The sequence below is a fragment of the Halobacillus litoralis genome, assembly GCF_009856415.1.
In the GTDB taxonomy this organism is placed as follows: Bacteria; Bacillota; Bacilli; order Bacillales; family Halobacillaceae; genus Halobacillus; species Halobacillus litoralis_C.
In genome coordinates, this window is record NZ_WMEZ01000002.1 from 493807 (window position 1) to 517428 (window position 23622).

At 47.3% G+C, this 23622-nt stretch carries 23 protein-coding genes; 6 read left to right on the forward strand and 17 right to left on the reverse strand.

The annotated features are described in order from the left end of the window. Positions 1-28 precede the first annotated feature (28 nt). A complete protein-coding gene (locus GLV98_RS07935; RefSeq protein ID WP_160913822.1) occupies positions 29-589 on the forward strand; it encodes a transposase in 561 nt (186 codons plus the stop codon). A 23-nt stretch (positions 590-612) separates the two neighbouring features. Here the strand turns inward: GLV98_RS07935 and GLV98_RS07940 are convergent, their stop codons facing one another. From GLV98_RS07940 to GLV98_RS07960, 5 genes are all read right to left on the reverse strand, one after another. After that, on the reverse strand, positions 613-876 hold the full coding sequence (locus GLV98_RS07940) for an HPr family phosphocarrier protein (protein WP_160913824.1): 264 nt from the start codon (positions 874-876) through the stop codon (positions 613-615). A gap of 15 nt (positions 877-891) precedes the next feature. Continuing rightward, positions 892-1788 carry an AEC family transporter gene (locus tag GLV98_RS07945; protein WP_160913826.1) on the reverse strand — a complete coding sequence of 299 codons (897 nt, stop codon included), beginning with the start codon at positions 1786-1788 and terminating at the stop codon, positions 892-894. Positions 1789-2066: 278 nt separating this feature from the next. Then, positions 2067-3347, reverse strand: a complete 1281-nt coding sequence (locus GLV98_RS07950) for a TRAP transporter large permease (RefSeq protein WP_160913828.1) — start codon at positions 3345-3347, stop codon at positions 2067-2069. Beyond that, positions 3344-3883 (reverse strand): TRAP transporter small permease, encoded by a 540-nt coding sequence (locus GLV98_RS07955; protein ID WP_160913829.1) that lies wholly within the window; start codon positions 3881-3883, stop codon positions 3344-3346. The genes GLV98_RS07950 and GLV98_RS07955 overlap by 4 nt, the downstream gene beginning before the upstream one ends. 75 nt (positions 3884-3958) lie before the next feature. Then, a complete protein-coding gene (locus GLV98_RS07960; RefSeq protein ID WP_160913830.1) occupies positions 3959-5008 on the reverse strand; it encodes a TRAP transporter substrate-binding protein in 1050 nt (349 codons plus the stop codon). A 347-nt stretch (positions 5009-5355) separates the two neighbouring features. Between GLV98_RS07960 and GLV98_RS07965 the strand changes: the two genes are divergently transcribed. Next, positions 5356-6213, forward strand: a complete 858-nt coding sequence (locus GLV98_RS07965) for a MurR/RpiR family transcriptional regulator (protein ID WP_160913831.1) — start codon at positions 5356-5358, stop codon at positions 6211-6213. Between the two features lie 14 nt (positions 6214-6227). Beyond that, entirely contained in the window at positions 6228-7709 is a 1482-nt protein-coding gene (locus tag GLV98_RS07970) for a gluconokinase (RefSeq protein WP_160913833.1), read from the forward strand. Between the two features lie 69 nt (positions 7710-7778). Here the strand turns inward: GLV98_RS07970 and GLV98_RS07975 are convergent, their stop codons facing one another. The 5 genes from GLV98_RS07975 to GLV98_RS07995 all read right to left on the reverse strand — a co-directional run bounded on the left by GLV98_RS07975 (position 7779) and on the right by GLV98_RS07995 (position 11483). Then, a complete protein-coding gene (locus tag GLV98_RS07975; RefSeq protein ID WP_160913835.1) occupies positions 7779-9440 on the reverse strand; it encodes a sodium:solute symporter family protein in 1662 nt (553 codons plus the stop codon). Between the two features lie 15 nt (positions 9441-9455). Beyond that, positions 9456-9752, reverse strand: coding sequence for a sodium/substrate symporter small subunit (locus tag GLV98_RS07980; protein WP_160913837.1), 297 nt, complete (start codon positions 9750-9752; stop codon positions 9456-9458). Positions 9753-9773: 21 nt separating this feature from the next. Continuing rightward, positions 9774-9959 carry a hypothetical protein gene (locus GLV98_RS07985; protein WP_160913839.1) on the reverse strand — a complete coding sequence of 62 codons (186 nt, stop codon included), beginning with the start codon at positions 9957-9959 and terminating at the stop codon, positions 9774-9776. A 282-nt stretch (positions 9960-10241) separates the two neighbouring features. Further along, positions 10242-11063: a peptidoglycan-binding protein gene (locus tag GLV98_RS07990; RefSeq protein WP_160913842.1), complete on the reverse strand. Its 822-nt coding sequence runs from the start codon at positions 11061-11063 to the stop codon at positions 10242-10244. Between the two features lie 48 nt (positions 11064-11111). Beyond that, positions 11112-11483, reverse strand: a complete 372-nt coding sequence (locus GLV98_RS07995; RefSeq protein ID WP_160913844.1) for a cbb3-type cytochrome c oxidase subunit I — start codon at positions 11481-11483, stop codon at positions 11112-11114. A gap of 116 nt (positions 11484-11599) precedes the next feature. On the opposite strand from GLV98_RS07995, the gene GLV98_RS08000 reads away from it, so the two are divergent. Next, positions 11600-12322, forward strand: coding sequence for a DsbA family oxidoreductase (locus GLV98_RS08000; protein ID WP_160913846.1), 723 nt, complete (start codon positions 11600-11602; stop codon positions 12320-12322). Positions 12323-12400: 78 nt separating this feature from the next. Here the strand turns inward: GLV98_RS08000 and GLV98_RS08005 are convergent, their stop codons facing one another. Then, a complete protein-coding gene (locus GLV98_RS08005) occupies positions 12401-12853 on the reverse strand; it encodes a hypothetical protein (protein WP_160913848.1) in 453 nt (150 codons plus the stop codon). Between the two features lie 3 nt (positions 12854-12856). Further along, a complete protein-coding gene (locus GLV98_RS08010; RefSeq protein ID WP_160913850.1) occupies positions 12857-13666 on the reverse strand; it encodes a DUF3100 domain-containing protein in 810 nt (269 codons plus the stop codon). 150 nt (positions 13667-13816) lie between these two features. Here GLV98_RS08010 and GLV98_RS08015 point away from each other — a divergent pair, with 150 nt between their 5' ends. Both GLV98_RS08015 and GLV98_RS08020 read left to right on the forward strand, forming a co-directional pair. After that, on the forward strand, positions 13817-15238 hold the full coding sequence (locus tag GLV98_RS08015; protein ID WP_160913852.1) for a hypothetical protein: 1422 nt from the start codon (positions 13817-13819) through the stop codon (positions 15236-15238). Positions 15239-15485: 247 nt separating this feature from the next. Then, positions 15486-16856 (forward strand): LVIVD repeat-containing protein, encoded by a 1371-nt coding sequence (locus GLV98_RS08020; protein ID WP_160913854.1) that lies wholly within the window; start codon positions 15486-15488, stop codon positions 16854-16856. Positions 16857-17015: 159 nt separating this feature from the next. Here the strand turns inward: GLV98_RS08020 and GLV98_RS08025 are convergent, their stop codons facing one another. Genes GLV98_RS08025 through GLV98_RS08045 form a run of 5 tightly spaced genes read right to left on the reverse strand, consistent with a single transcriptional unit; the run spans position 17016 to position 23616 of the window. Further along, positions 17016-18968: a beta-galactosidase gene (locus GLV98_RS08025; protein WP_160913856.1), complete on the reverse strand. Its 1953-nt coding sequence runs from the start codon at positions 18966-18968 to the stop codon at positions 17016-17018. Continuing rightward, the gene (locus tag GLV98_RS08030; protein ID WP_160913859.1) at positions 18969-19919 is read right to left on the reverse strand and encodes a DUF5107 domain-containing protein; all 951 of its coding nucleotides are present in this window, start codon (positions 19917-19919) and stop codon (positions 18969-18971) included. A 14-nt stretch (positions 19920-19933) separates the two neighbouring features. After that, a complete protein-coding gene (galT, locus tag GLV98_RS08035; RefSeq protein ID WP_160913861.1) occupies positions 19934-21442 on the reverse strand; it encodes a UDP-glucose--hexose-1-phosphate uridylyltransferase in 1509 nt (502 codons plus the stop codon). Positions 21443-21457: 15 nt separating this feature from the next. Beyond that, the gene (gene galE / locus GLV98_RS08040; RefSeq protein ID WP_160913863.1) at positions 21458-22447 is read right to left on the reverse strand and encodes a UDP-glucose 4-epimerase GalE; all 990 of its coding nucleotides are present in this window, start codon (positions 22445-22447) and stop codon (positions 21458-21460) included. After that, positions 22444-23616, reverse strand: a complete 1173-nt coding sequence (locus tag GLV98_RS08045) for a galactokinase (protein WP_160913865.1) — start codon at positions 23614-23616, stop codon at positions 22444-22446. Before GLV98_RS08045 ends, galE begins: the two co-directional genes overlap by 4 nt. Positions 23617-23622: the final 6 nt, after the last annotated feature.

Sequence of the window (23622 nt, forward strand, 5' to 3'; positions counted from 1 at the left end):
GATATTTATATGAGGAAGGATTGATGTTATGCGTAAGCGTCGATGGTTTCCTAAGGCCTGGTACCATATAACGGCTAGAGGTAACCGAAAAACCGATATTTTTTATGATGAGAAAGACAGGTATAAGTATTTAACACTGCTGCAGGAAGCTAAGCTTTCCCACCCGTTTCACCTCCACTCGTTTTGCCTCATGTCCAACCACGTTCACCTTCTTATTGAAACGATCGAACTTCCACCGGGTGCCTTCATGAAGGATATCCACTCCCAATACGCGATGTACTTCAACAAGAAATACGGCTATGTGGGTCATCTTTTCGAAGGCCCCTATAAAGCAAAGCTTGAGAATGATGTGAATGCTGTACTTCAAGTCAGTCGCTATATTCACTTGAACCCTTGCCGGGCACTCATCACCTTCCAACCTGAAGACTACAAGTGGAGCAGCTACGCCCACTACTTATCCCCTTCCCCTTATCACTCCGAATTCGTTACCACCTCTACCATTCTCTCTTACTTCAAAGACGTGAAGCAGTACGAGTTTTTTGTGCAGTTGGCAAATAAAGTAAGACCTGGTCACCCAAGTAATGGGTGACCAGGTCTTACATAAAATCCCAATTAAGGCTGAAGGAAGGTTTCGACTTCTTCCAGGGCTTGGGTGGCGTCGGAGCCGATGCAGGTGACTTCGATTTCGTCGCCTTCTTGTAGTCTTAGATTGATCAGACCGAGGAAGCTTTTCAGGTTGGCTTCGTGCACGCTTCCCTGGACCACTTTCTTCAGAATGATTTCTGAATCATAACGCTGGATGATCTGGGATAGCTCCATAACCGTTTGGGTTTCTTTCATGTGTACCTTTACGTCTTTTGATACTTTCTCGCTCATTTCTTTACTCCTCCTTTATATGAATAGGTTCAATAATATAGGAATCGTGACGATACTGAATAACGTCGTCACTAAGGTGATGCTTGAAACAAGGTCCGGCTTCGAGTTGAACTGGACGGCATAAATCGTCGTCGTTGCGGCAGATGGCATCGCAGCGGAAACAATCAGCACGGCGGCCATCATGTCACTCATCGGCAGCACTAATGTCAGAACAAAGGCGATGAGTGGTGAACCGATCAGACGAAGGGTCGTGGCATAGGAAACTTTCGGCCACTCCAAGTTTCTTAATGGAATTCCTGCGAGCTGCATACCGAGTACGACCATCACCATCGGAACCGTTGCGGCTGCAAGCAAATCAATGCTGTTCATTAGGTTGTCAGGTACGGGCACTCCTCCCAGGTTCATCGGAAGCGCCACAAGTACCGCATACGTTGGCGGCATTTTCAAAACCGAGAGCAGCGCCATTTTCAGACCAGAGGTTCCTTTCGCTGCATAATAAACTCCGAAGAAGTTCATAATGATCGCCTGAAGAACCATGAAGGAAACGGAATACACAAATCCTTCTTCACCGAAAGCAAACAGAATAATCGGTACACCGTAGTTTCCGGAATTCATGAACGCCGTCGATAAAATCAGCCCGCTCTCCATGCTCTGATCATAGTTTTTCATCTTACTGACAATCTTGTTGATTCCAAGAATGCTGAAGAGCAACAGACCAGAGAAGACGAGCATCATCAAATATTCGCCATTCAAATCCGCTTCATAAAATGTCTGGAAAACTAAACAAGGCAGCATCACATATAGAGCGATCGTCGATACGGATTTCACGTCTAATTTAGCGATTTTTTGTATGGTAAAGCCAGCTCCGAAAATCAAAATGACCGGCAATACGACTTGGATGAATACACTCATAACAAAATTACCGTTCGGCTGCGTCCCGCCATCAAGCAGACAGCGTCCGCACCGCCTTTCTTTTTTAACTAATGGTTTTCATTTCATGTTACTATTTTGTCTTGTTATTCCAAGAGGCTTAGAGCCCATCAAAAGGAAAAAGTGGCTTTTCCAGGAACCCCTGAGCCCTGAAAACAAATCGAATCGAGACTTCTATCATTAGCCTATAAACCGAAAAACCCCTTGCCTAAAAGCAAGGGATCTCGGGTGACGTGCAAGGAGGGTCAGTCCTTTTTTCATCATTCAGCGAAGCTGATCAACCATAGAGATAACTCTGGAATAAACGTAATCATCAGTAACGAGAAGATCATCGCGAAAAAGTATGGGATGATCGCACGAGACAGCTGTTCGATCGAGAGCCCGGATATTCCGGAGCCGACGAACAAGTTTACTCCAAGTGGTGGTGTAATGAAACCAATGGCAAGGTTCACGACCATGATGATTCCGAAGTGGATCGGATCGTAACCAAGGTTTACGGCGATCGGAAGCAGAATTGGTGTCAAAATGATGATCGCTGCCAGCGTATCCATGAAACATCCGACAATGAGTAGAAGCAATGTAATCAACAGAATAAGAACGATTTCATTTTCTGAAATAGACAACATGAAGTTCGCTACTTGTGTCGGAATCTGCTCGATCGTGAGTAGACGACCGAAGGCTGTTGCGGATCCAACGATGATAAGAACGGTCGCTGTCGTCAAAGCAGAATCTGCGAAAATTTTCGGCATGTCTTTGATGCTGAGTTCACGATATAGGAACAATCCGGCGATTATACCGTATACGACGGCGATGACGGCCGCTTCTGTCGGTGTGAAGATTCCGCCATAGATTCCTCCCAGGATAATGACTGGAATGACAAGCGCCCATTTGGCTTCCCAGAAGGTTTTTCCGATGTTTGCGAGGGACGTTTTTTCTGCCAGACCTTTATACCCTTGTTGTCTTGAATAAATGTACGCCCAAGCAAGAAGTGCTCCACCGACGATGAATCCTGGGATGATCCCTGCGATGAACATGTCTCCGATGGAAGCTCCACCCACGACTCCGTAGATGACCATCGGAATACTTGGAGGAATGATGACACCGATGGATCCCGCTGCCGCTACAGTAGCTGTCGCGAACTTTTTGTCATACCCTTGTCTCACCATGGCTGGAATCATAATTCCACCGATGGCTGCAACGGTTGCTGGTCCAGAACCGGAAATCGCAGCAAAGAACATACATGTAACGATGGTCGCCATCGCAAATCCACCCGTTTTGTTACCAACGAGGGCGTTCGCGAAGTTGAACAGTCTCTCAGATATGCCGCCTTTCCCCATGATTTCACCGGCTAGGATGAAAAAGGGAACGGCCATCAATGGGAATGAGTCGACAGATGTGACGAGTTCCTTCATTAAAAACTGGACCGGAATGGCGCCAGTATAGAAGATGGTCGCAAGTGTCGATAATCCGAGAGCGATTCCAATCGGTACACTGAGCAATAGGAAGAGGGCGAATGTCCCGAATAATACGATTGTTGTCATGATTCATCCTCTCCTTCCTGCTTCTGCATACGATCGCGTTCATCGTCGACATCGAGTTCTTTTTTACCTATCAACATTTTGATCTGAACGATCAGGTTTTGTACAAGACGGATCGTCGTCAATGCAAACCCGACTGGTGTCGCCATGTAAACGAGCCCCATCGGTATATGTAAGGCCGGTGATTGCTGGCCAAACGATAGTAGCTGGGAAGCAATGCTATATCCATTGACGACCACATACAAACTGAAAACTAAGAATAGTAGATTCGCAATGATGGCGAGCATCAATTTCGCTTTTCCTTTAAGTAACAGCAGCATGACGTCCACTTTGATGTGGCGCTGCTTTTTCACTCCGTAACTGATTCCGATATACACTAACCAAATGAAGCAGTACCGTCCGAGTTCCTCTGACCAGGACAATGAATTTCCCGACACACGCATCGCGACTTGCAGGAAAATGACACTGACCATGATGGTCGAGAAAATGACGAGCAATACTTCTTCGAATCTCCGGTCGATCGCTCGAATGATGTTCATTTTCTTCACCTCAACTGACCCTGAATGGAGAAGAATACGCTGCAGTCCCGCTACAGCGTACCCTCTGTCATTCTATTATTTTTGCGCTTCTTCAATCGCTTTATAAACTTTGTCTACCGTTTCTTCACCGATCTTGCTCTTGTAATCTTCAATGACAGGAGCTACCGCATCGACCATTTCCTGGCGAGCTTCATCTGAGATTTCTGTGTACTCCATGCCTTCTTCTTGAAGCTGTTTCAAATACTTTTCGTTCGCTTCACGGTTCAACTTACGCTCATGCTTACCTGCTTCTACTGCTGCATCTTTCACAATCTTCTGCTGATCTTCCGTCAATCCATCATAGAAAGATTTGCTCATCAAGAATACGAATGGGCTGTAGATGTGGTGCGTGTTTGATACGTGTTCCTGAACTTCATAGAACTTTTGAAGATAGATGGTTGCATAAGGGTTTTCCTGACCGTCAACTGTCCCTTGCTGCATCGCTGTGAACAATTCTGTGAATGCCATTGGTGTAGGGTTTGCTCCTAGTGCTTTGAAAGCATCCAGGTGCAGATCGTTTTCCATGGTACGGATTTTCAGACCTTCGAAATCGTCGATGGACGCTACCGCACGTTCACTGTTTGTAAGGTCACGGAAACCATTTTCCCAATAAGCCAGACCCACAAGGTTCTGTTCTTCCAGTTTTCCAAGCAATTCTTGTCCAACTTCACCGTCTAAGACTTCGTCCGCTACTTGTTCGTTAGGGAAAAGGAACGGAATGTCGAAGACGCTGAATTCCGGTACGAAGTTCGCTAGTGGTGCTGTAGAAGGAACAACCACTTCCTGTGTACCAAGCTGAAGCGCTTCCGTCATGGAACGGTCGTCGCCAAGCTGACCACTGTGATATGTATCTACTTTGATCGCGCCGTCTGTTTTCTCTTCCACAATTTCCTTAAACTTCAATAGACCTTTGTACTGAGGGTGATCACTGTTCAGACCGATTCCGGCTTTAATCGTTTTTGTTTCGCCGCTATCACCTGAAGCGCTTTCACCTTCGCCACTGCTGGACTCTGATCCGCCGTTACCACAAGCGGCCAAGACCGTAATCAATAGAACCATAGACAATAAACCAAATAATTTCTTCATGTTCAACCTCTCTCCTTTTGTATGTAAAATTTTTTTCACAAAGCTTACGTACAACCCCGAATTAGTAACCGCTTTCAATCAACAGCCAACAAAACAGGAATCGATTCCATAGAAAATAACTTTCGGATGTTGATCTTCCCCTCCGCCCCTTTTAGAAGCGCTTTCAAAGAACCTCTAAAAAAAACGGGTTGAAAAATGTGAAAATTATTTTCTGTAATTTCGATTATACAATAAATCTTTTTTAGTTCAATAGTTTTTTAGAAAAAAATTTCACTGACCCCAAACTTTCTTTTGAAATAAATTTCATATACAATAAGAGAAAGTGGAAATTCGAAGGAGGAATCCCTATGATTGAAGCTCCCACGAAACATGTCATCAGTAGAATCCGTTCTTCTTATTCACAGTTCAGTGAAAAGGAAAAGCTGATTGCTGATTACATTTTGGAAAATACAGAAGATATCGTTCACTCTACCATTAACCAGGTCGCGGATGATCTTATGGTCGCCGATGCAACCGTTTTCAGATTTTGTAAGCGCTTAGGTTTTAAAGGCTACCAGGCGATGAAAATCGCATTAGCATCAGAAATCGTCAATCCGATTCAGGATATCCATGAAAAGATATCCGAAGAAGACACCGACTTTGAAATTACAGAAAAAGTTTTTCAAGCGAATATCCGGGCCCTCGAAACATCAAGGGATGTCCAGAATCCGCTCTCTTTAAAAAAAGCGATGGAATATTTGGTTGAAGCCGACCGGGTGTTCTTTTTCGGTAGTGGTGGATCGAACATTCTTGCTATGGATGCTCAGCACAAATTTATGCGGACAGGAATGGAAGCATATGCTTACCCGGACACGCACTTGCAGCTGATGTCTGCCTCTCAAATGAGGGAAACGGATGTGGCGGTCGTCATTTCCCATACCGGATCGAACCAGGATATTCTCGATATCGTGGATGTTGCGAAGGAAAACAATGTGAAGATTGTCGCCATTACGAACTTCGCTAAATCTCCACTGACAAAAGTGGTCGACTTGTCCTTATACACGGTCGCAGAGGAAACGGAATTTCGTTCAGAAGCCCTCGCTTCAAGGATTGCCGGCCTCTCGCTGATCGATTCCCTTTTTGTCAATTATAGTGTGAAAATGAAGGAGCAGGCGCAAACCGCTACGCAGCGCATGCGTGATGCGATCTCAAGGAAGCGTGTGTAGAAAGGAAGTTTATGATGAGTTATGTGATTGGATTAGATCTTGGAACGACGAGTGCCAAATCCGTCGTTTTTCATAAAAATGGAGAGGTTGCGGCTGAATACGAAGTGGCCTACCCTCTCTCCCACCCTGTCGTCGGCCACGCCGAACAGGACCCTCTTCAAATCGAGCAAGCCGCCCTTGAAGCGTTGAACTTAAGTACACGATCGATGGAACGCGAGGACATTGTCGGTGTCGGAATCTCTGCCGCCATGCATTCTCTTATTTGTATGGATGAAAAAGGAGCTCCTTTATCCCCGTCGATGATTTGGGCGGATGCGCGCAGTGCTGGGGAAGCGGCCACATTGAAGGAAAGCCACCCTGACGTGTATAAGCGCACAGGGACGCCCCTTCATCCGATGTCTCCACTATCGAAATTATTATGGATGAAAAACAACGCTTATGAACCAGGGCAGAAGGCCGACTACTTTGTCTCTGTGAAAGAATTTTTGCTGTATCGCTGGTTCGGGGAAAAAGTGGTCGACTATTCGATCGCTGCGGCTACGGGACTTTTCAACATTCACGAAAACATGTGGGATGAAGAAACGTTGGCCATTGCAGGCATCCGTCGCGAACAGCTTTTCCAGCCGGTTCAGCCTACGTATGCAATGAAAGGCATGCGTGGTGAGGCCGCTGAAAAGTCTGGTCTGGATGCGGAAACTCCTTTTGTCATCGGGGGTAGTGATGGACCGCTTGCGAACCTTGGTATTGGGGCCATTCAGCCTGGGGAGACAGCGATCACGATTGGTACGAGTGGCGCCATCCGCCAATTTTCCAGTGAACCACTGCTCGATGATCAACAGGAAGTGTTCTCTTACAGCTTTACCGATGATTTGTGGATTACCGGGGGGCCGTCCAACAATGGCGGGCTTGTGCTGAAATGGCTGCAGCAGCTTCTTTCGAATGAGGAGGAAATTCCAGTAGAAGAACTGACGAAGCTTGCGAGTGAAGTGGAAGCTGGTGCGGGGAACTTAATTTTCCTTCCTTACTTAAATGGAGAACGCGCGCCATTCTGGAACGCGGAAGCGAAAGGATCGTTCATCGGACTAACACCTGCCCACGGCAAGGGACATATGACGAGAGCCGCGATGGAAGGGGTCCTGTTTTCCATTTTACATATTGGAAGTGCCTTGGAACGTCTTGGCAATAAGCATGACAAAATTTACGCAAGCGGCGGATTTGCCCGTTCAGAAATGTGGGTTCAGATGCTTGCAGACATTTTCAACAAGCGTATCGACATCCCGGTAAGCCACCAAAGTTCCGCATGGGGGGCGGCCTGGGTCGCGTTGTACAGCCTCGGCCATGTGGACAGCTTGGCATCCATCAAGTCCTCCATTCCCATGAAGGATCATTACGAACCGAACGCTGAGAATCATGAGAAATACAAAGCTCTATTTGAAGTGTACGAGTCCCTTTCAGGCAAACTGCAAACCGACTTCGAAAAACTTCATCGCATGTAATATGTAAATAAATGGTGTACCAGGTCATCCAAATATTGGATGACCTGGTACACCTATTTTTTCCATTTTTTATTTGACGTTCTCTTTCAGCCAGTATTCTCCGTCTTTGTATTCGATTTGTTCCGGGTAGCGGAGGTCTGTGACTTCGTCTTGGGTTTGTTTCGATGGTGGTGCGGTCATGAGAGAGACAACAACGTTCGCTATAATAGCGGCTGATGCCCCGAAGACTCCAGCACCCGTATCGATGATCCCAAGAATAGTAAAGCCTCCGTATTTTGCTGCGAAAATGTACCCGAGCGTCACGGAAAGTCCGACAAGCAAACCGGCAATGACCCCCGGTCCATTGGCTCGCTTCCACCAGACACCGAGTAACAGCGCCGGGAAGAACGATCCGGATGCTAAGGCGAAGGCCCATGCGACGATTTGCGTGATGGCACCTGGAGGATTCAACGCAATCAAACCTGCGGCTACAGTAGCAAGGACGATGGACCAGCGTCCGACAGCGAGACGTTTTTTCTCACTCGCATTTGGATTGATGGAGCGGAAATAAATGTCGTGGGACAAGGCGGCGGAAATCGCGATCATCAAACCACCAGCCGTCGATAGGGCAGCCGCCATCGCACCCGCAGCCATCAAACCGATGACGAAGATGCCAAGGTTCGCGATCTCTGGTGTTGCCATAACGACAATATCGTTACTGATGACGAGTTCCGACCATTGCAGCACGCCATCACTATTGTTGTCCGCAAGAGAAAGCCGTCCGGTATCGACCCAAGCCTGTGTCCAAGCGGGCAAATTGTTCAATTGTGATCCAGCCACTTCCGTCATCAAGATGAAACGGGAAAAAGCGGCGTAAGCAGGAGCAGATAAATAAAGTAATCCGATAAATAGCAGTGCCCATGCGCCACTCCAGCGAGCGGCTTTCATCGTCGCTACCGTATAGAAACGGACGATGACGTGTGGCAAACCAGCTGTTCCCGCGGTCAGTGTGAACATCAGGGCGATGAACTGCCATTTCGATCCTTCTGTAAATGGAACGATGTATTCAGAAATGCCCAATTCCTGATCAATCGTACGCATCTCCGAAACGACGTCCCCGTATGAAATCCATGGTACAGGATTCTGCGTCAGCTGGAGCGACATGAAAATGACCGGAATCAAATAAGCGATGATCAAGACTAAGTATTGTGCGACCTGTGTCCAGGTGATCCCTTTCATTCCACCCATGGCGGAGTAAAAAGCAATCAAGACGACACCGATCAACGTCCCAGTGACCGTGTTTATTTCAAACAGACGTCCAATAACTACCCCTGATCCTGATAATTGTCCAACCGAGTAGGTGAAGCTGATAATAATCGTAGCTACAGCCGCTATCAAACGTGCGGTATTGCTTCGGTAACGGTCACCAATGAATTCCGGCACCGTGTACCGTCCATACTTTCTTAACTGTGGAGCCAAAAGGAACGTCAGCAGCAAATATCCGCCTGTCCATCCCATAATGTATGCGAGTCCATCATACCCAAGAATCATGACCGTACCGGCGAGTCCAATGAATGAAGCTGCACTCATCCAATCCGCTCCAATGGCCATGCCATTGTAAACGGGCGGCACCCCGCGGCCGGCAACGTAGAAATCTGATGTAGCCCTTGCTTTATTGTAGACAGCGATACCTATGTACAATGCAAAAGTAGCAACAATTAAAGCAAGGGAGACTATAAACTGTGCGTCCATATTTCTCCCCCTATCTTATTGGTTAACCGCTTGATTTTGATCCGTATCTTCTTTTGGAATTAAGCCGAATTTTTTATCGACAACATCACTGATGAGGGCATTGAAGAATAGAAGTACAATAAATGTAATGATCGCGCCCTGTGCTCCCATGTAATAAGGAAGGGGTATGCCCATCACTGTAAAGGACTGAAGACTTTCGGCGAAAAGAACCACACCGAAAGATACGATTGCCCCAATGGCAAGGTAGATGATAATTAAAGTCGTACGTAAACGGAAATACGCTTTCGCCTTCTGTGGATCCATCTTTTTCACAACGATTCACCTCCCTTCGCATTATCCCCGTAGGTTAAAAATGAATTGCACGGTTTCCCAGAATGGCATCGGGACCATAATGATCTTGCCAAGAGCGACACCGAAAAGTGCAATGAACGGAACCGCTAGTAAAAACGGCTTCTTCCTTTTCAGTGCGAAAACGACAGAAAGTACGGTAATGACGGAAAGAATAATCGGAATCAGCAACGACTCTACCCTCCTTCGTGTAAGCGTTAACATAAGCGCATAAAAATTTTGAGAATATTTAGATTTAACTGAATATTACAACTGTATTATTCTAAAATTCTCATTATTTGTCAACAGGTACGATATGACTAGACAAGTTTCGAGGGTTTGCGTAATGATTCAACTCGCTTGTGTGGTATTTTTGTCAGCGTAATTGCTTTCTTTGCTACCTTCTGGGATGATTTCTCGAGTTTGATCGATTTCCACTCTCTTCTGAGCGATTCTAGTAAAAAGACCAGCGTCCTACGAGGGATGCTGGTTACCAAACATTTTCCGCCATGTGTTTGGGCCTACGACGCCGTCCACTTCAAGACGGTGTTGTTGTTGGAAGGCACAGACGGCCGCTTCTGTTAATGGGCCGAAGTGGCCATCATCCTTTGTTCCGACTGCTCCTTGGATTCTTTGGACCACCGATCCTTTGGCACCGAAGTGAATGGGATAGCCGGGATAGGTGCGTGCGTTGAGTCTGTTTGTCGTCAACGGGCCTGCACTCCCGTCTACTTCTAATCCTTCCATATGTTGAAAAGCCTCTACCGCTTGTTTTGTCCGCGGTCCAAAAATGCCATCGATCGGTCCGGGTTCGTAACCTAATATCTGCAGCTTTGTTTGAAGGTCACGGACATCCTGGGATTTTTCCGGCCATTCGAGATGGGCATAATCTTTGAAACTCGACCAGTCCCCACCCCACTGAAAACCGAGAGACTTAGCGATACCCGCTACATGACGCCAATCCTGATTCACCGTCCAAAGCGCTTTTTTTCCATCAGAACTGACGAGAAAAAAATCGACCGCCCGGCCGCTGTGATGGTTGCTTTTTCCGGGTTTAGCATAGGTGACGATGTTGCCGCTATGTCCGTACCTTTTTCCGTTCCAATAATAATCCGGTCGGCCTTGACCATACAAATGGGCTTGCTCCTCATACGTGCGATGGCCGGAGGAAATTTGAACGAATATCCCATCTTTATAAGCTTGTTCGATCATCTTCCATACGCTTTCTTTCACAATCGTTTGGACGTTCCCCATTTTGTTCCGGCTGCGTTGTTTCAACGTTTCTACAGAAATCATAAAAAATCCCTCCCTGCTTCTATAATCGAAGCGGAGAGGGCTTTTGTGTCAGGAAGCTTTCAAGTTTTTCAACACATTGAATACAAAGGAAAAAATACCCAGGGATGTTACTGTTGCGCCGGTGGCTACAAGGGGCAGCAGTGCCTCATTTTTGAAGAGGATGACGAAAAACAGACCGATCATCATGATTGGAAGACCGATGTTGTGCAGCCAGAAGTGAATTTTACCCGTTAAGGATTGTGCAAGGGCAGGAAAAAGATGATATAAAATACCTGCAAGCGTAAGAGAAGTCCAGCCTAGTAAATTGATGTGGGCGTGAACGGGTGTCAGTGCATAGTCGTGCACAACTGACATGTAATACCCAAGCACCACCCCTACAGCAAAGTAGACGGCTGAAATTTTAATCAACGTAATCCCCATAAAGTCCAACCTCCTTTTTTTCCCATATATACGTTGGACCGCTCTGAAACAGAATCATGGAATTCCGTCGATAAGCATCGTAAAATGAAGGGGAAACTAATGAAGAGGTGAACGCAATGAAAATAGAAATTTGGTCAGATTTCGTCTGTCCTTTTTGTTATATCGGAAAACGCAGACTAGAAGAAGCTTTGGAACATTTTCCAGGCAAGCAGGTGGATGTCGTCTATAAAAGCTTTGAGCTTGATCCGAATGCCGAGCGCAACACGGGAAGAAACATGCATGAGAAACTGGCCGCTAAATACGGTCGTTCGATGGAAGAAGCGCGTGAGATGACGCAAAACATGACCGAGCAGGCGAAAATAGTCGGTCTCGATTTCCGTTTTGATTCGGTCGTGCCGACGAACACGTTCGATGCCCATCGTGTATCCCAGCTGGCCAATGAAAAAGGGGTAGGCAAAGCTTTTGCTGAACGCTTTTTCAAGGCGGTTCTGACGGACGGTAAAGATATCGGCGATCATGAGACCATCACAACGCTTGCCGTTGAGGTCGGACTTGACCGTGATGCAGTAGTTTCTGTACTTGAAGGATCTGATTATACGGAAGCGGTTCGCCGTGAAGAAGCAGAAGCACAGAAGATCGGTGTCCAGGGTGTTCCGTTTTTCGTTATTAATCGGAAGTATGCCGTCTCTGGTGCCCAGCCGACGGAAGTGTTCGTTCAAGGGCTTGAAAAAGCTTTTGCAGAAGAAGAACAGACGCCTGCTTTTGAGGATTTATCCAGTGAGAGTGGGGCGGCTTGTACGGAAGATGGCTGTGAAGTGCCTGGGGAAGAAAATAAATAAAAGGAAAGCCGCGGGGTGTCCCGCGGCTTTTTTGTGTGTTGATTGGTGTTATGTGTGAACCTTAGGGCATTATCTTTTTTATATGATTCCCTGGAACGTTAAGATGGCTTCTGCAATGAGTGCAGAGCCTAAAAACGTGCCAAGCATGACACACACGGCGACCACGATGCTGCGCCAACCGAGTTTGACAAAGTCTGTCCAGGAGCGTCCAATCGCAATTCCTGCATAAGCAAGGATTGGTGTGGTCAATGCAAGCAGCTCCACTTCACTTGTGGCGGAGACGATATATTCAGACCCCGGCATCCATGGCATGGAAAGAAGTACGCCCACAAGCGCCACGTAAGCAATACTTGGCAGCGAACCTGGAAGCACATCACCTAGAATTAACCCGACGAGGCAAATGCCGATGAGAATCAGCATCCCCGGTATAGCGGCTGTTGGAAGAATCTCATAGCCGATCCAGTTTCCGACCAGCGCGACCACCCCGAAAATCCCCAATAGCAGCACCCATTCTTGTATATTTTTAAGCATCGTTTACGCCCCTTTCCTTACACTTGTGTTGCTTTTCTTTTTTGTCATGAGTTGATACAAACGTTCTGTAAGCGGCAGTCCGATGAAGATGCTCATATACAACCCTGTTGATAAGGATAAAAGGTTACTGGCTCCTGCAAAGGCGAGGATATCATTTTCCATCCCCGGAAAAGCTGCAACGAGTGATCCACTGGCGGCGGCCATCATACTTCCACTTCCGATTCCAGAAGCCATGGCGAAAGATAACGGGTGAAGCGGTGTCCAAGTAGCAAGAAAACCTGAGATCAACCCCATAAATACCGCTCCGAACACGGTACCGAATATGTAAATCGCCATGACTCCGCGCCCTTCGGGTGAGTTGAATCCATACTTGTCCATGATCAATCCGACGTTCGGTTCACGTGCGACCGAGTGGGCCATCCCGATACTTTCGCGTTTCAACCCAAGCCAGACAGCTACAGGCAAGGCGATTAGAATCGTCCCGAGGTTTCCGAATTCCTGTAAAAGTAACGCTGGACCTGCCTCTATGATCTGCGGAAGCGACGGACCGATGATGACACCGATTTTCGCAATGAGGACCGTGACTCCAAGAACGATGAGCGGTTCTGCATTTTTCGACTGTTTCTCTTTGACCACTGGTGTAAAAAATAAAGCAAGACCAATAATGATGGCATAAAGCATCGGTAATAAAAGTACGACACCAGGACCGACATTGAAGGAGTGTGTGCCGATCGTTTCCGTAAGCAGAACAATCGCAAGGACAATCGCATGCAGCCTCCAATCTTTCCAAATGTTCGTCAGTTGTTGTTTCATTGGTGATCCCCCCTAAAAAAATAAATAATACTAATCATTATAATGTTCAGAAAATTTATTTCAAGGTCAATTTTTGACAAAAAGAGCGTTCCCCGTTTCACCCCTCCGGAACTGATTGAATAGCCTATGTAAAAAAGAGGAGGCATTTATATGGAATTGACAATGTCTCATTGGATTTACGGGCTGTTCACACTTCTCATCATCATGACGATGATTTTCCGTAAAGGGGTCGTGCTCCCCACCTTACTCGGTACTTTTTTAGTCGCCTGGATGTTTAATGGCAGCTTGATCAGTGGTTTTGTCGGTGTTTTCAATGCCAACCTTGTAGCCGCAAAAGAGTTATTCAATATCTTTTTGATTATTACGTTTATGGTCGCCTTGCTGCGTTCCTTGAAAGATCTCGGGGCGGATACACGGATGATCCAACCGATTCAAAAAGTAATGATCAACAGTCATGTTTCGTTTTTCATTCTCGTCGGTGTCACTTATGTCGTCTCCCTTTTCTTCTGGCCGACCCCTGCCGTTCCGCTCATTTGTGCCCTCCTTGTGCCTGCTGCTATCCGTACAGGACTGCCTGCGATGGTGGCGGCGATGGCTGTGGCGCTTGCCGGACAGGGAATGGCGTTATCTTCGGACTATATCATTCAAGTCGCACCTGAACTATCCGCAAAATCAGCAGGGATTGATACAGCGAGCGTCATGGATCAGGCACTGCTTTTATCAGTGGTTACAGGTGTCGTTGCCATCGGTCTTGCTTATTTGTTCAACAGGAAAAGTTTCCGTTCCAAGGATGACCCTCAGAACCAACAGGAAATCGTTCAGATGCAAGGTCTCAAACAAACCGAAGAAACAACAAGCTCACGTGTTCATGTCTGGAGCAAAGTATTCGCCGTCCTCGTCCCGCTCTCCATGCTCGCCGTAATGATTTATATGGTTTCGACCAAGCTCGGTTCAGGACGGATGGGTGGATTTGAAGGAGGCAACGGAGCGGCTTTTATCGGAGGTGTCGCCGTCGTTTTACTGCTCCTTTCTAGTGTTGCCTTTGGAAAGCAGAAAGCGCTCGATGATGTGAGCGAGCATATTACGGAAGGGTTCGTGTTTGCCTTTAAAGCCATGGGACCTGTCATTCCGATTGCCGGTTTCTTTTTTCTTGGCAGTGGGGATTTTGCCAAAGATATTCTTGTCCTTCCTGCTGAAGCGACCCCTTCCTTCTTGTTTGATCTCGTCCAATCAAGTCAGGATTATTTGCCACAGAGTGCGTTTTTGACCGCATTTAGTATTCTGATCATCGGAATCATTACAGGATTGGATGGCTCCGGTTTCTCAGGGCTTCCACTTACCGGCGCTCTGTCTGCCTCGCTCGCCAACGGAACGATCGACACTTCGACCCTCGCTGCCATCGGACAGATGGGGTCCATCTGGACGGGAGGCGGTACCATCATCGCCTGGTCGTCCTTGATCGCAATTGCAGGATTCTGCGGCGTCCCGGTTATGGAACTCGTCCGCAAAAACTTCATCCCCGTCATCCTCGGATTGATCGCCTCAACAACCCTGGCATTGGTGTTGTTTTAGTATCCTTTTTTTGGTGTACCAGGTCATCCATAATCTGGATGACCTGGTACACCAAATTTTGTCAATCAATCTTTCTCCTTAATTATGCTCTTGGTTTGTATTTCTTTAGACACACGAAGGATTCGATATCCAGGATAGATATCCTATCGAACACCTGTCCATTTGATTCATTTTTCTGAATATTAGTGAAACCGATTTCCTTACATGTTATATTTTGGTAAGTATTTCTATTAGAGGGGGAAATTTGATGAATAAGAAACACATCGTTCTTAGCTCGGCTATGGCTGGGTTACTTGTCTTTTCTGCTACACCGACGACATTTGCCCACGACATGCTTGATGATGCACTAGTAGAGAAAGGGCAGGAAGGGTCGCAAGCACTTAATGAGGTGCCTGTTTTAGAAGGGACGAAAAACGTAGGAAACTGGAAGGAAGTCGGTTCCGCGCAGTTAAAACAATATGATGGCGTCCAGAATAACACCGCTGATGTTTATGCCTATGATGGCTATGCTTATGTAGGTACACATACACGGAATGGCGGCGAAGGCGGCGTCCGTATCTTTGATTTGAAAGATCCATCCAATCCAGTTGAAATCGCCAAGTTTGCTGATGACATTCCTGGCACATGGCAGGAAAAAGTCATTGTAAAAAAAGTGAACACGGAAGAGTTCAAAGGGGATCTTGCTGTCGTAAGTGTCCAACAACTGGATCGTGAAGCTCCTGAATCCAAAGGTGGCTTTCTTTTATATGATGTATCGAATCCTGAGTCTCCTGAAAAACTTGGTTTCTGGGAAATGGACAAGCGCGTGCCGGGTACCCATGAACTTTACCTGACAGTGAAAGAAGGAAAGCCTTTCGTGTTGGCGGCAAATCCGTATGCGGACTACTATACCCACGGGAAAGAGAAGGATTTCGCATTAGTTGACGTTAGCGACCCTTCCGCTCCGGAAACGATTTACGAGTTCGATCCGCGCACCTTGCCTGAAGTCGATGAAGATTTCAACGGATATCACTGGGACTCTCCTGATGGGAAAACACGTCCTGTCTTCAACCACAGTACGATGACGGACAACAACGGAGATACTGCCCTTCTATCTTTCTGGGATCTCGGTACGATCATTCTCGATATCTCTGATCCTTACAATGTGAAGTTCGAAGGTCGGACAGACTATGCTCCGGATGTTCAGGGATCCGCACACTCCGCAGCCCTTGCGAAAGGCGGCAATGTCCTGATTGAGACACGCGAAGTGTACAATCCTACAAGAGAAGGCTATGAAGAATCCTATGGCTACACGAGAATATTTGATATTAAAGATAAGCAGAATCCGCAGCTGTTGAGCACGTTCAAGACAGAGCTCGTCGATGACGTAGAAGATGGTGTAACATTCGCGAACACCGTCCACGATCCAAAAGTTCATGGCAACACCTTGTATCTGTCCCACTATGCGGGAGGAATCCGTGCGGTGGATATCACCGATCCTAGCAATCCGGAGCAGGTTGGTGTTTATAATCCTGCCGGCGGTTATTTCTGGGGAACATTCGTTGATCGCAACTACGTGCTTGGCTCTGACATGAACCAAGGTTTGAAAGTTTTGCAGAAGAATAATAGCAATAAGTAAACCATTGAGCCTCTCGTTTACACGGGAGGCTTTTATCAACCAAAATTACGATATATCAATTAAATTTTAGATATATCAACCAAACTCCTAATATATCGGCCAAATCAAAAATATATCAATCAAACTAAAAAAGTGCAGGAGCTCCCTCCTGCACTTTCTCTATCCCTTCACAATTCTACTTTCAAATGGACCCAGCTTCTCCTTACCATACGACTTTTCCTTATCACTGTGATTCATCAAGAATAGGTAGGAATCTCCACCGATATGACGGCGATACACTTCCACATCGCTATCGGACTCGATCGTTTGAATGCCACGGTCCTTCGTCACATCGTCAGCAATTTTCTCCAAAGCCTCTTCACTCAAGCCACCGCCGACATAGTACACGCTCCCTTTTCCAAAGGTGTTCTTCGTCACGGCTGCGTACTCTTTGTAAAATTGATCCTGATACGAATAGAGCGTTTCTGCTTGTTCAGGAACGAGGAGGTCGCGCCAGACGGATATGTGAGCGGGTACTTCAGCAAACGCTCCTTCCCCTTGCAATTCAAGCTGATGGGCAGCCGTTAAAGATTCGATTTCCTCCACGCGTGCACCGATCATATCACGGACAGGGCCTGGCAGGACTTCCCCGAGTCGGATGTTGTTGTCCTTGCCTTTCAATCCGGCACGGAAGGAAAAGATGACGGTGCCGCCTTCGTCTGCAAAGGTCCGGAGCCGACTCGCGAGTGCATCGTCCATCAACTGCATGACTGGGACCAGTACGACTTTGTATGTACTGAGATCACGGCTGGCCGGGATGACGTCGATGTTCGTATTCTTACGGTAAAACGGGCGATACAAACGAAGCAATTCTTCGTTAAAATCAAAGTCTTTGCTCTGGATTTGTGAACGCCATGACCAGATGTTGTCATAATCATAGAGAACCGCAACATCAGAGTTGATTTCCGCATTCAACAGCTCTTCATACTCTTTGATTTCGCTGAAAAGAGATTGTACCTCTTTATATTTGCGTCCATATACGTTGTCATGGTCGACGACACCGTAACAAAACTGTTCGGCACCTTTGGTCATGCCACGCCAGCGGAAATAGAGCATGTTGGAACAACCGTGTGCGAACGCTTGGTACGACCACATTTTCGCTTGATTCGGTCGTGGCAGGTAGCCGATGACATCATGGCCCTGAGCTCCCATCAGTTCTTCGACGATCCAATAGTTTTGATCCAGTAAGCCACGGTTGAAATCATGCGTCATGGCGATCGCTTCTGGAGGGATCGGTTTTTCGAGGCCGCCCCATACCGGATAGTTATCATAGGAGACGAAGTCCATCGGCTTCACATTTTCCTCGTGGTCGAACCACTTATCGAAAAAGCCCCCGGACACGTTCGTTGTCACTGTCTGATGGCTGCCTTTGTGTTCGTTCACAATCGCCGTCATTTCATGGGTGAATCCGTTGACAGAAGCGGAACGGAAGCGTGCCCACTCCAGCTTCAACGTCGGATTGTGGGTCGTCACGGTCGGCTTCGGAATCGGAATTTCAGAAAAGTCGTTGTACGTCTGCCCCCAGAAAATCGTCCCCCATTCGTCATTCAGCTGATCCACGCTTTCGTATTTGTTTTGCAAATACTGATGAAAGGCACCATGGCACTGATCACAGTAGCACATGTCGCTTCCTTCATGACCGAATTCATTGTCAATCTGCCAGGAGACAATGGCTTCCTCATTTTTATAGTGCTGGACGAGTTTTTCCGTTATCCCTGCTGCGTACTGACGGTATTTGTCTGAGTTGAAGCAGTATTGGCGACGGCCACCGAACACCCTTGTGTTACCGTTTTCATTTTCAGATAGAATCGAAGGGTGTTTCTGAGCGAGCCAAGCTGGAAATGTCGCTGTCGGTGTCCCGAACATGACCTCGAGGCCTTGCTGTTTCGCTTTTTTAATCACACGATCGAAGTAGGAAAAGTCAAAAGCGCCTTCCTCTTTTTCCATGAGATGCCACGCAAATTCTCCAATCCGGATCATGTTCGCGCCCATCTCTTTGATGCCCTGAATGTCTTCATCCATCATTTGTTCCGGCCAGTGTTCCGGATAGTAATCGACACCTAAATACGTCATTTATAAGCCTCCTGTCTCGATGTTCAATGTCCACGTGTAAGAGCCGTGTGCTGGGATATAGGAAACTTTGCCGATTTTTTCAGCAAGATACACATCGTCATATACGCCTGTGCACGGTTCCAATGCGATATTATGCTCTCCCCGGTAGCCGCCGCGCGTTTTCCACACGCCAAGATACGGCACTTTATTTTCAGGAAAACGATACGTCAGTTTTCTGTTCAAGTTGGGTTGGACGAGCGAGCACCATCCTTTAGACAGCGGCTCTGTGAAATAAAATTTCTCTGCCGTTCCTTCTTCCATCGGCTCAAGCTCGCTGAGGTCGATCTTACTGCCTGTTTTCGCTGACTTTGTTTCCGGATAAGCGTGTGTCGTCCCCCAGTCGCCGAGGTGCTGCGATCCTTTTTCCACATTCATCACTTGCTTCATGTCTTCCGGCACTTCGATGGCGGTGTGTTCATCAAGATTGAGCAAAGCATGAGGGGTCCAAATGAATGGAAACGGCTCATCACTCTTGTTGATGGCTTCATATTTAATCGTGACGCCATCGCCGTGCAGACAGATTTTCTTTTTCAATGCATAAGGGAACTCTGGACTGTGGACCTCAAGCGAAACCCCATCATAGGTCGCTTTATATTCCCACGGAAGCGTCCATACTTCTCCGTGATCGGGGATCTCCTTCCAGTCTGTCGGATGAGGGCCCTTGTCGATCCCAGGAAACATCTCGTCAAAACCACTAGAATCATAGTTGGAAAAATCCGCTCCGTACGGCGGGATTTCGAGATTAGGACGGTCGGTCTGATACAACCATTCATAATCGGCTTCTTTATCAAAGAAACTGACCATCTTCCCTCCGTATCCCGGTAGGATCACCGCTCTTACCCTCTCATTTTCCAATACAACGGCATCCAGACTCTTGAATTTCGTCTTCTGGTACGTACAAACATCGACCATTGGTCACCGCCTCCTTAACCTAATTGTTTCAAGAAACGCTGGAACGCTTCCTTCCCTTCTTCTGTACGTTTGAACACCCCTGCATGTTCCAAAACTTCGGAAAATCGTTTACCGATTTCTTCTTGCATCTGTTCCCAAACGGCTTGTTCTGATGTTGTGTTCCAATGGATCTGCTTCGCCCACGGCACGTGTTTGGCGACAGCTCCATCATTCGTCGCTGCGTCTAATTTTTCTTCTTTTATAAAACGGCTCAGCTGCTCCATTTCATTCACCAATCGCCCTGGAAGCACGGCAAGTCCCATGACTTCGATCAGACCGATGTTTTCTTTTTTAATATGGTGCACTTCTTTATGAGGATGGAAAATCCCCATTGGATGAGCTTCATTCGTCCGGTTGTTTCTGAGGACGAGGTCGAGCTCATACTGCCCCTCTCTGTAACGGGCGATCGGGGTCACCGTGTTATGAGGTTCTCCCTCTGTTTCTGCGAAAACTTCTACTTTTTCATCCGAATAATTCCGCCATGACTGCAAGATGACGTCTCCGAGTTCCGATACCCGGTGACGGTCCTCGCCTCTCAAACGAATGACAGACATCGGCCAGTGGACAATACCAGCCTCGACATCTTTGAATCTTGGAATATCGAACGTTTCCTCCACGGGTGCTTTCGCCATCGGAAATTCATGGTGGCCACCCTGGAAGTGGTCATGACTCAGAATTGATCCGCCAACGATGGGTAGATCTGCGTTCGATCCTACAAAATAGTGAGGCAGTTGGTCCGTGAAATCGAGGAGACGATCAAAGCCTTCCTTGGAGACCTTCATCGGACGGTGCTCCCGTGATAAAACGATGGCATGCTCGTTGTAGTACACATACGGTGAATACTGCAGGAACCAGTGCTCCCCTTCGAGATCGACCGGGATGATACGGTGGTTGTCCCGCGCCGGGTGATCGAGCCTGCCGGCGTACCCGACATTCTCTTTACACAGCAGACAATCGGGATAAGAGGATTGTTTCTTCGCTTTTGCTGCCGCGATCGATTTTGGATCTTTTTCCGGCTTTGATAGATTGATGGTAATCTCTAACTCTCCATAGTCTGTCGTGCTGTACCAGTGTTTGTTTTTAGCGATGCGGTCTGTGCGGATGTAATGGGAGTTCTTGGATAGTTGATAAAAATAATCCGTTGCTGCCTGCGGTCCTTCTTTTTCGAATTTGTAATAAAAGTCCCTGGTCACCTCGGATGGACGCGGAACGAGGATATCCATGATTTTCGCATCCAAGAGGTCCCGGTCAGTGACCGTATCTTCTTCGATGATCTTTTTTTCAACCGCATAGGAAAGCATGCGGTGCAGGATGGCAACAGGAGTGGTGTAGTCTTCCTCTTCAGGAGAAACTTCCACGAAAGCGCCTTCAAGTTTGAACAAATGAAAGAAACGGTTCCGGACATAATCGACGTCCCATACCGAGATCAACCTTTTGTGCAGTCCATAATGAATGAGATGTTCAATGTCTTGATAAATCGTCATATCCTCACCACCCTTTTAATCTTCGTACCCATGTGGATGTTCTTGAAACCACTTCCATGCCGATTCAATCATTTTTTCAACCTCTGGATATTGAGGCGACCATCCAAGCTCTTTCCTCGCTTTTTCAGAGGAGGCGACGAGCTGCGCCGGATCGCCGGCACGTTTGGGTGCAACTTCAGCGGGCACCGGATGCCCCGTCACTTTACGAACCGCTTCGATGATTTCTTTCACGCTGAAACCTTGCCCATTTCCGAGGTTGTAGATGGTGCTTGCGCCTCCCTTTTTCAAGCGATCGATCGCCTGCAGATGAGCAGCCACCAAATCTTCGACGTGAATGTAATCGCGAATACAAGTACCATCAGCGGTCGGATAATCATCACCGAAGATCATGATCTTCTCCCTTTTTCCAAGGGCTACTTGTAAAACGATCGGAATAAGGTGGGTTTCCGGACGATGATCTTCTCCAATTCGTCCTTTGACGTCCGCTCCCGCCACATTAAAATAGCGGAGCACGGTGTACTGGATACCGTAAGCTTCTTCAGCCCATTTGAGCATTTTTTCAATGGCAAGCTTCGTCTCCCCGTATGGATTCGTCGGCTGTGTTGGATCGTTTTCCTGAATCGGCATCTGTTCCGGCTCTCCATACACAGCGGCCGTTGAAGAAAAGACCATCCGTTTTACGTCATGAGCTGCCATGGCCTTTAAAAGCGATGTCGCCCCTCCGACGTTGTTATCATAATATTGAAGAGGTTTTTCCACACTTTCTCCTACTAGAGAATCGGCAGCAAAATGGAGCACGGAGTCGATTTCATTTTCTTCGAATACAGAGTTCATGAAGGCCTCATCACGTAAGTCACCCTCATACCGTTTCACCCCATCCAGCACAGCTGGTCGGTGCCCTGTCTGCAGGTTATCCACGACGATGACGTTTTCGCCCTGATCGAGAAGCTGTGCTACGGCGTGACTTCCGATATACCCCGCTCCACCACATACAAGTACTGTCATATTCTCTCCTCCTCCAAGCGTTTCGCGCCATCCCCGATTTCCACGACATAAAAGTCTGCTTCTAAGCCCGTTTGTTCTTGATACCGTCGTCCGACCACTTCGATGAAACCATCCACATGCGTTCGTTTGACGAGGCTGATCGTGCAGCCGCCAAATCCGGCTCCTGTCATGCGGGACCCGACAGCTCCTTCTTTCCAGGCCGCTTCGACGAGGGCATCCAGCTCTTTCCCTGTCACTTCGTAATCATCTCGCAGTGATATGTGGGAAGCGTTCATCAACTTTCCGAACCCTTCAATATCCCCGGCATTCAGCTGATGGACCGCTTCAATGGTGCGCTCGTTTTCATAGACCGCATGTTTTGCGCGCTTTTGAACGGTTGCATCTTCTATCGTTGATTTGTGTGTTTCAAAATCTTCGACACTCAAATCTCCTAAACTATTGATAGAAGCGACTTGCTTCAACTGCTTCAGTGCCTGTTCGCATTCCTCTCTCCGCTCGTTGTACTTGGAATCAGCAAGGCCGCGCCGCTTATTCGTATTTGCAATAACCAAAGCATGGTTTTCGAGTCGGAGAGGCGTGTACTGATAGTCCAGCGTGTCACAGTTCAAAAGCATGGCGTGATCCTTTTTCCCCAATCCGATGGCGAACTGGTCCATGATGCCACAGTTGACACCGACGAATTCGTTTTCCGCCTGTTGAGCAAGCTGGACCATTTTCACACGGTCAATGGATAAATCAAACAGCTCTTCCAGCACGACCCCTGTGGCAACTTCAATGGATGCGGAGGATGAAAGCCCGGCCCCATTGGGAATGTTTCCGTAAAAAGCAAGATCGAGTCCTGTATCGATGTCATAGCCGGCTTTTCGAAAAACATCGATGACGCCTTTCGGATAATTGGCCCAGTCATGATCTTCCTCATATACAAGTCCTTCTAGATGAGTTTCGACAATTCCTTTGTCCGGAAAATTCATAGAGTAAAAACGGAGCTTCTGATCTTCTCTTTTTCTCGCAGCGACATACGTTCCGACACTCAGCGCACAAGGAAACACATGCCCTCCGTTGTAGTCTGTGTGCTCACCGATCAAGTTCACACGACCTGGAGCAAAAAACGTCTGCGCTTCCTGTCCTCCGCTGAATTTCTCCTCAAAAACGGAAAGTAAATCTTCCATTTCTAT

Bases quoted from the DNA above. Each gene is read 5' to 3' on its own strand.
- GLV98_RS07935 (WP_160913822.1), top strand. From the start codon at position 29: ATGCGTAAGCGTCGATGGTTTCCTAAGGCCTGGTACCATATAACGGCT.
- GLV98_RS07940 (WP_160913824.1), bottom strand. From the start codon at position 876: ATGAGCGAGAAAGTATCAAAAGACGTAAAGGTACACATGAAAGAAACC.
- GLV98_RS07945 (WP_160913826.1), bottom strand. From the start codon at position 1,788: ATGAGTGTATTCATCCAAGTCGTATTGCCGGTCATTTTGATTTTCGGA.
- GLV98_RS07950 (WP_160913828.1), bottom strand. From the start codon at position 3,347: ATGACAACAATCGTATTATTCGGGACATTCGCCCTCTTCCTATTGCTC.
- GLV98_RS07955 (WP_160913829.1), bottom strand. From the start codon at position 3,883: ATGAACATCATTCGAGCGATCGACCGGAGATTCGAAGAAGTATTGCTC.
- GLV98_RS07960 (WP_160913830.1), bottom strand. From the start codon at position 5,008: ATGAAGAAATTATTTGGTTTATTGTCTATGGTTCTATTGATTACGGTC.
- GLV98_RS07965 (WP_160913831.1), top strand. From the start codon at position 5,356: ATGATTGAAGCTCCCACGAAACATGTCATCAGTAGAATCCGTTCTTCT.
- GLV98_RS07970 (WP_160913833.1), top strand. From the start codon at position 6,228: ATGAGTTATGTGATTGGATTAGATCTTGGAACGACGAGTGCCAAATCC.
- GLV98_RS07975 (WP_160913835.1), bottom strand. From the start codon at position 9,440: ATGGACGCACAGTTTATAGTCTCCCTTGCTTTAATTGTTGCTACTTTT.
- GLV98_RS07990 (WP_160913842.1), bottom strand. From the start codon at position 11,063: ATGATTTCTGTAGAAACGTTGAAACAACGCAGCCGGAACAAAATGGGG.
- GLV98_RS07995 (WP_160913844.1), bottom strand. From the start codon at position 11,483: ATGGGGATTACGTTGATTAAAATTTCAGCCGTCTACTTTGCTGTAGGG.
- GLV98_RS08000 (WP_160913846.1), top strand. From the start codon at position 11,600: ATGAAAATAGAAATTTGGTCAGATTTCGTCTGTCCTTTTTGTTATATC.
- GLV98_RS08005 (WP_160913848.1), bottom strand. From the start codon at position 12,853: ATGCTTAAAAATATACAAGAATGGGTGCTGCTATTGGGGATTTTCGGG.
- GLV98_RS08010 (WP_160913850.1), bottom strand. From the start codon at position 13,666: ATGAAACAACAACTGACGAACATTTGGAAAGATTGGAGGCTGCATGCG.
- GLV98_RS08015 (WP_160913852.1), top strand. From the start codon at position 13,817: ATGGAATTGACAATGTCTCATTGGATTTACGGGCTGTTCACACTTCTC.
- GLV98_RS08020 (WP_160913854.1), top strand. From the start codon at position 15,486: ATGAATAAGAAACACATCGTTCTTAGCTCGGCTATGGCTGGGTTACTT.
- GLV98_RS08025 (WP_160913856.1), bottom strand. From the start codon at position 18,968: ATGACGTATTTAGGTGTCGATTACTATCCGGAACACTGGCCGGAACAA.
- GLV98_RS08030 (WP_160913859.1), bottom strand. From the start codon at position 19,919: ATGGTCGATGTTTGTACGTACCAGAAGACGAAATTCAAGAGTCTGGAT.
- galT (WP_160913861.1), bottom strand. From the start codon at position 21,442: ATGACGATTTATCAAGACATTGAACATCTCATTCATTATGGACTGCAC.
- galE (WP_160913863.1), bottom strand. From the start codon at position 22,447: ATGACAGTACTTGTATGTGGTGGAGCGGGGTATATCGGAAGTCACGCC.
- GLV98_RS08045 (WP_160913865.1), bottom strand. From the start codon at position 23,616: ATGGAAGATTTACTTTCCGTTTTTGAGGAGAAATTCAGCGGAGGACAG.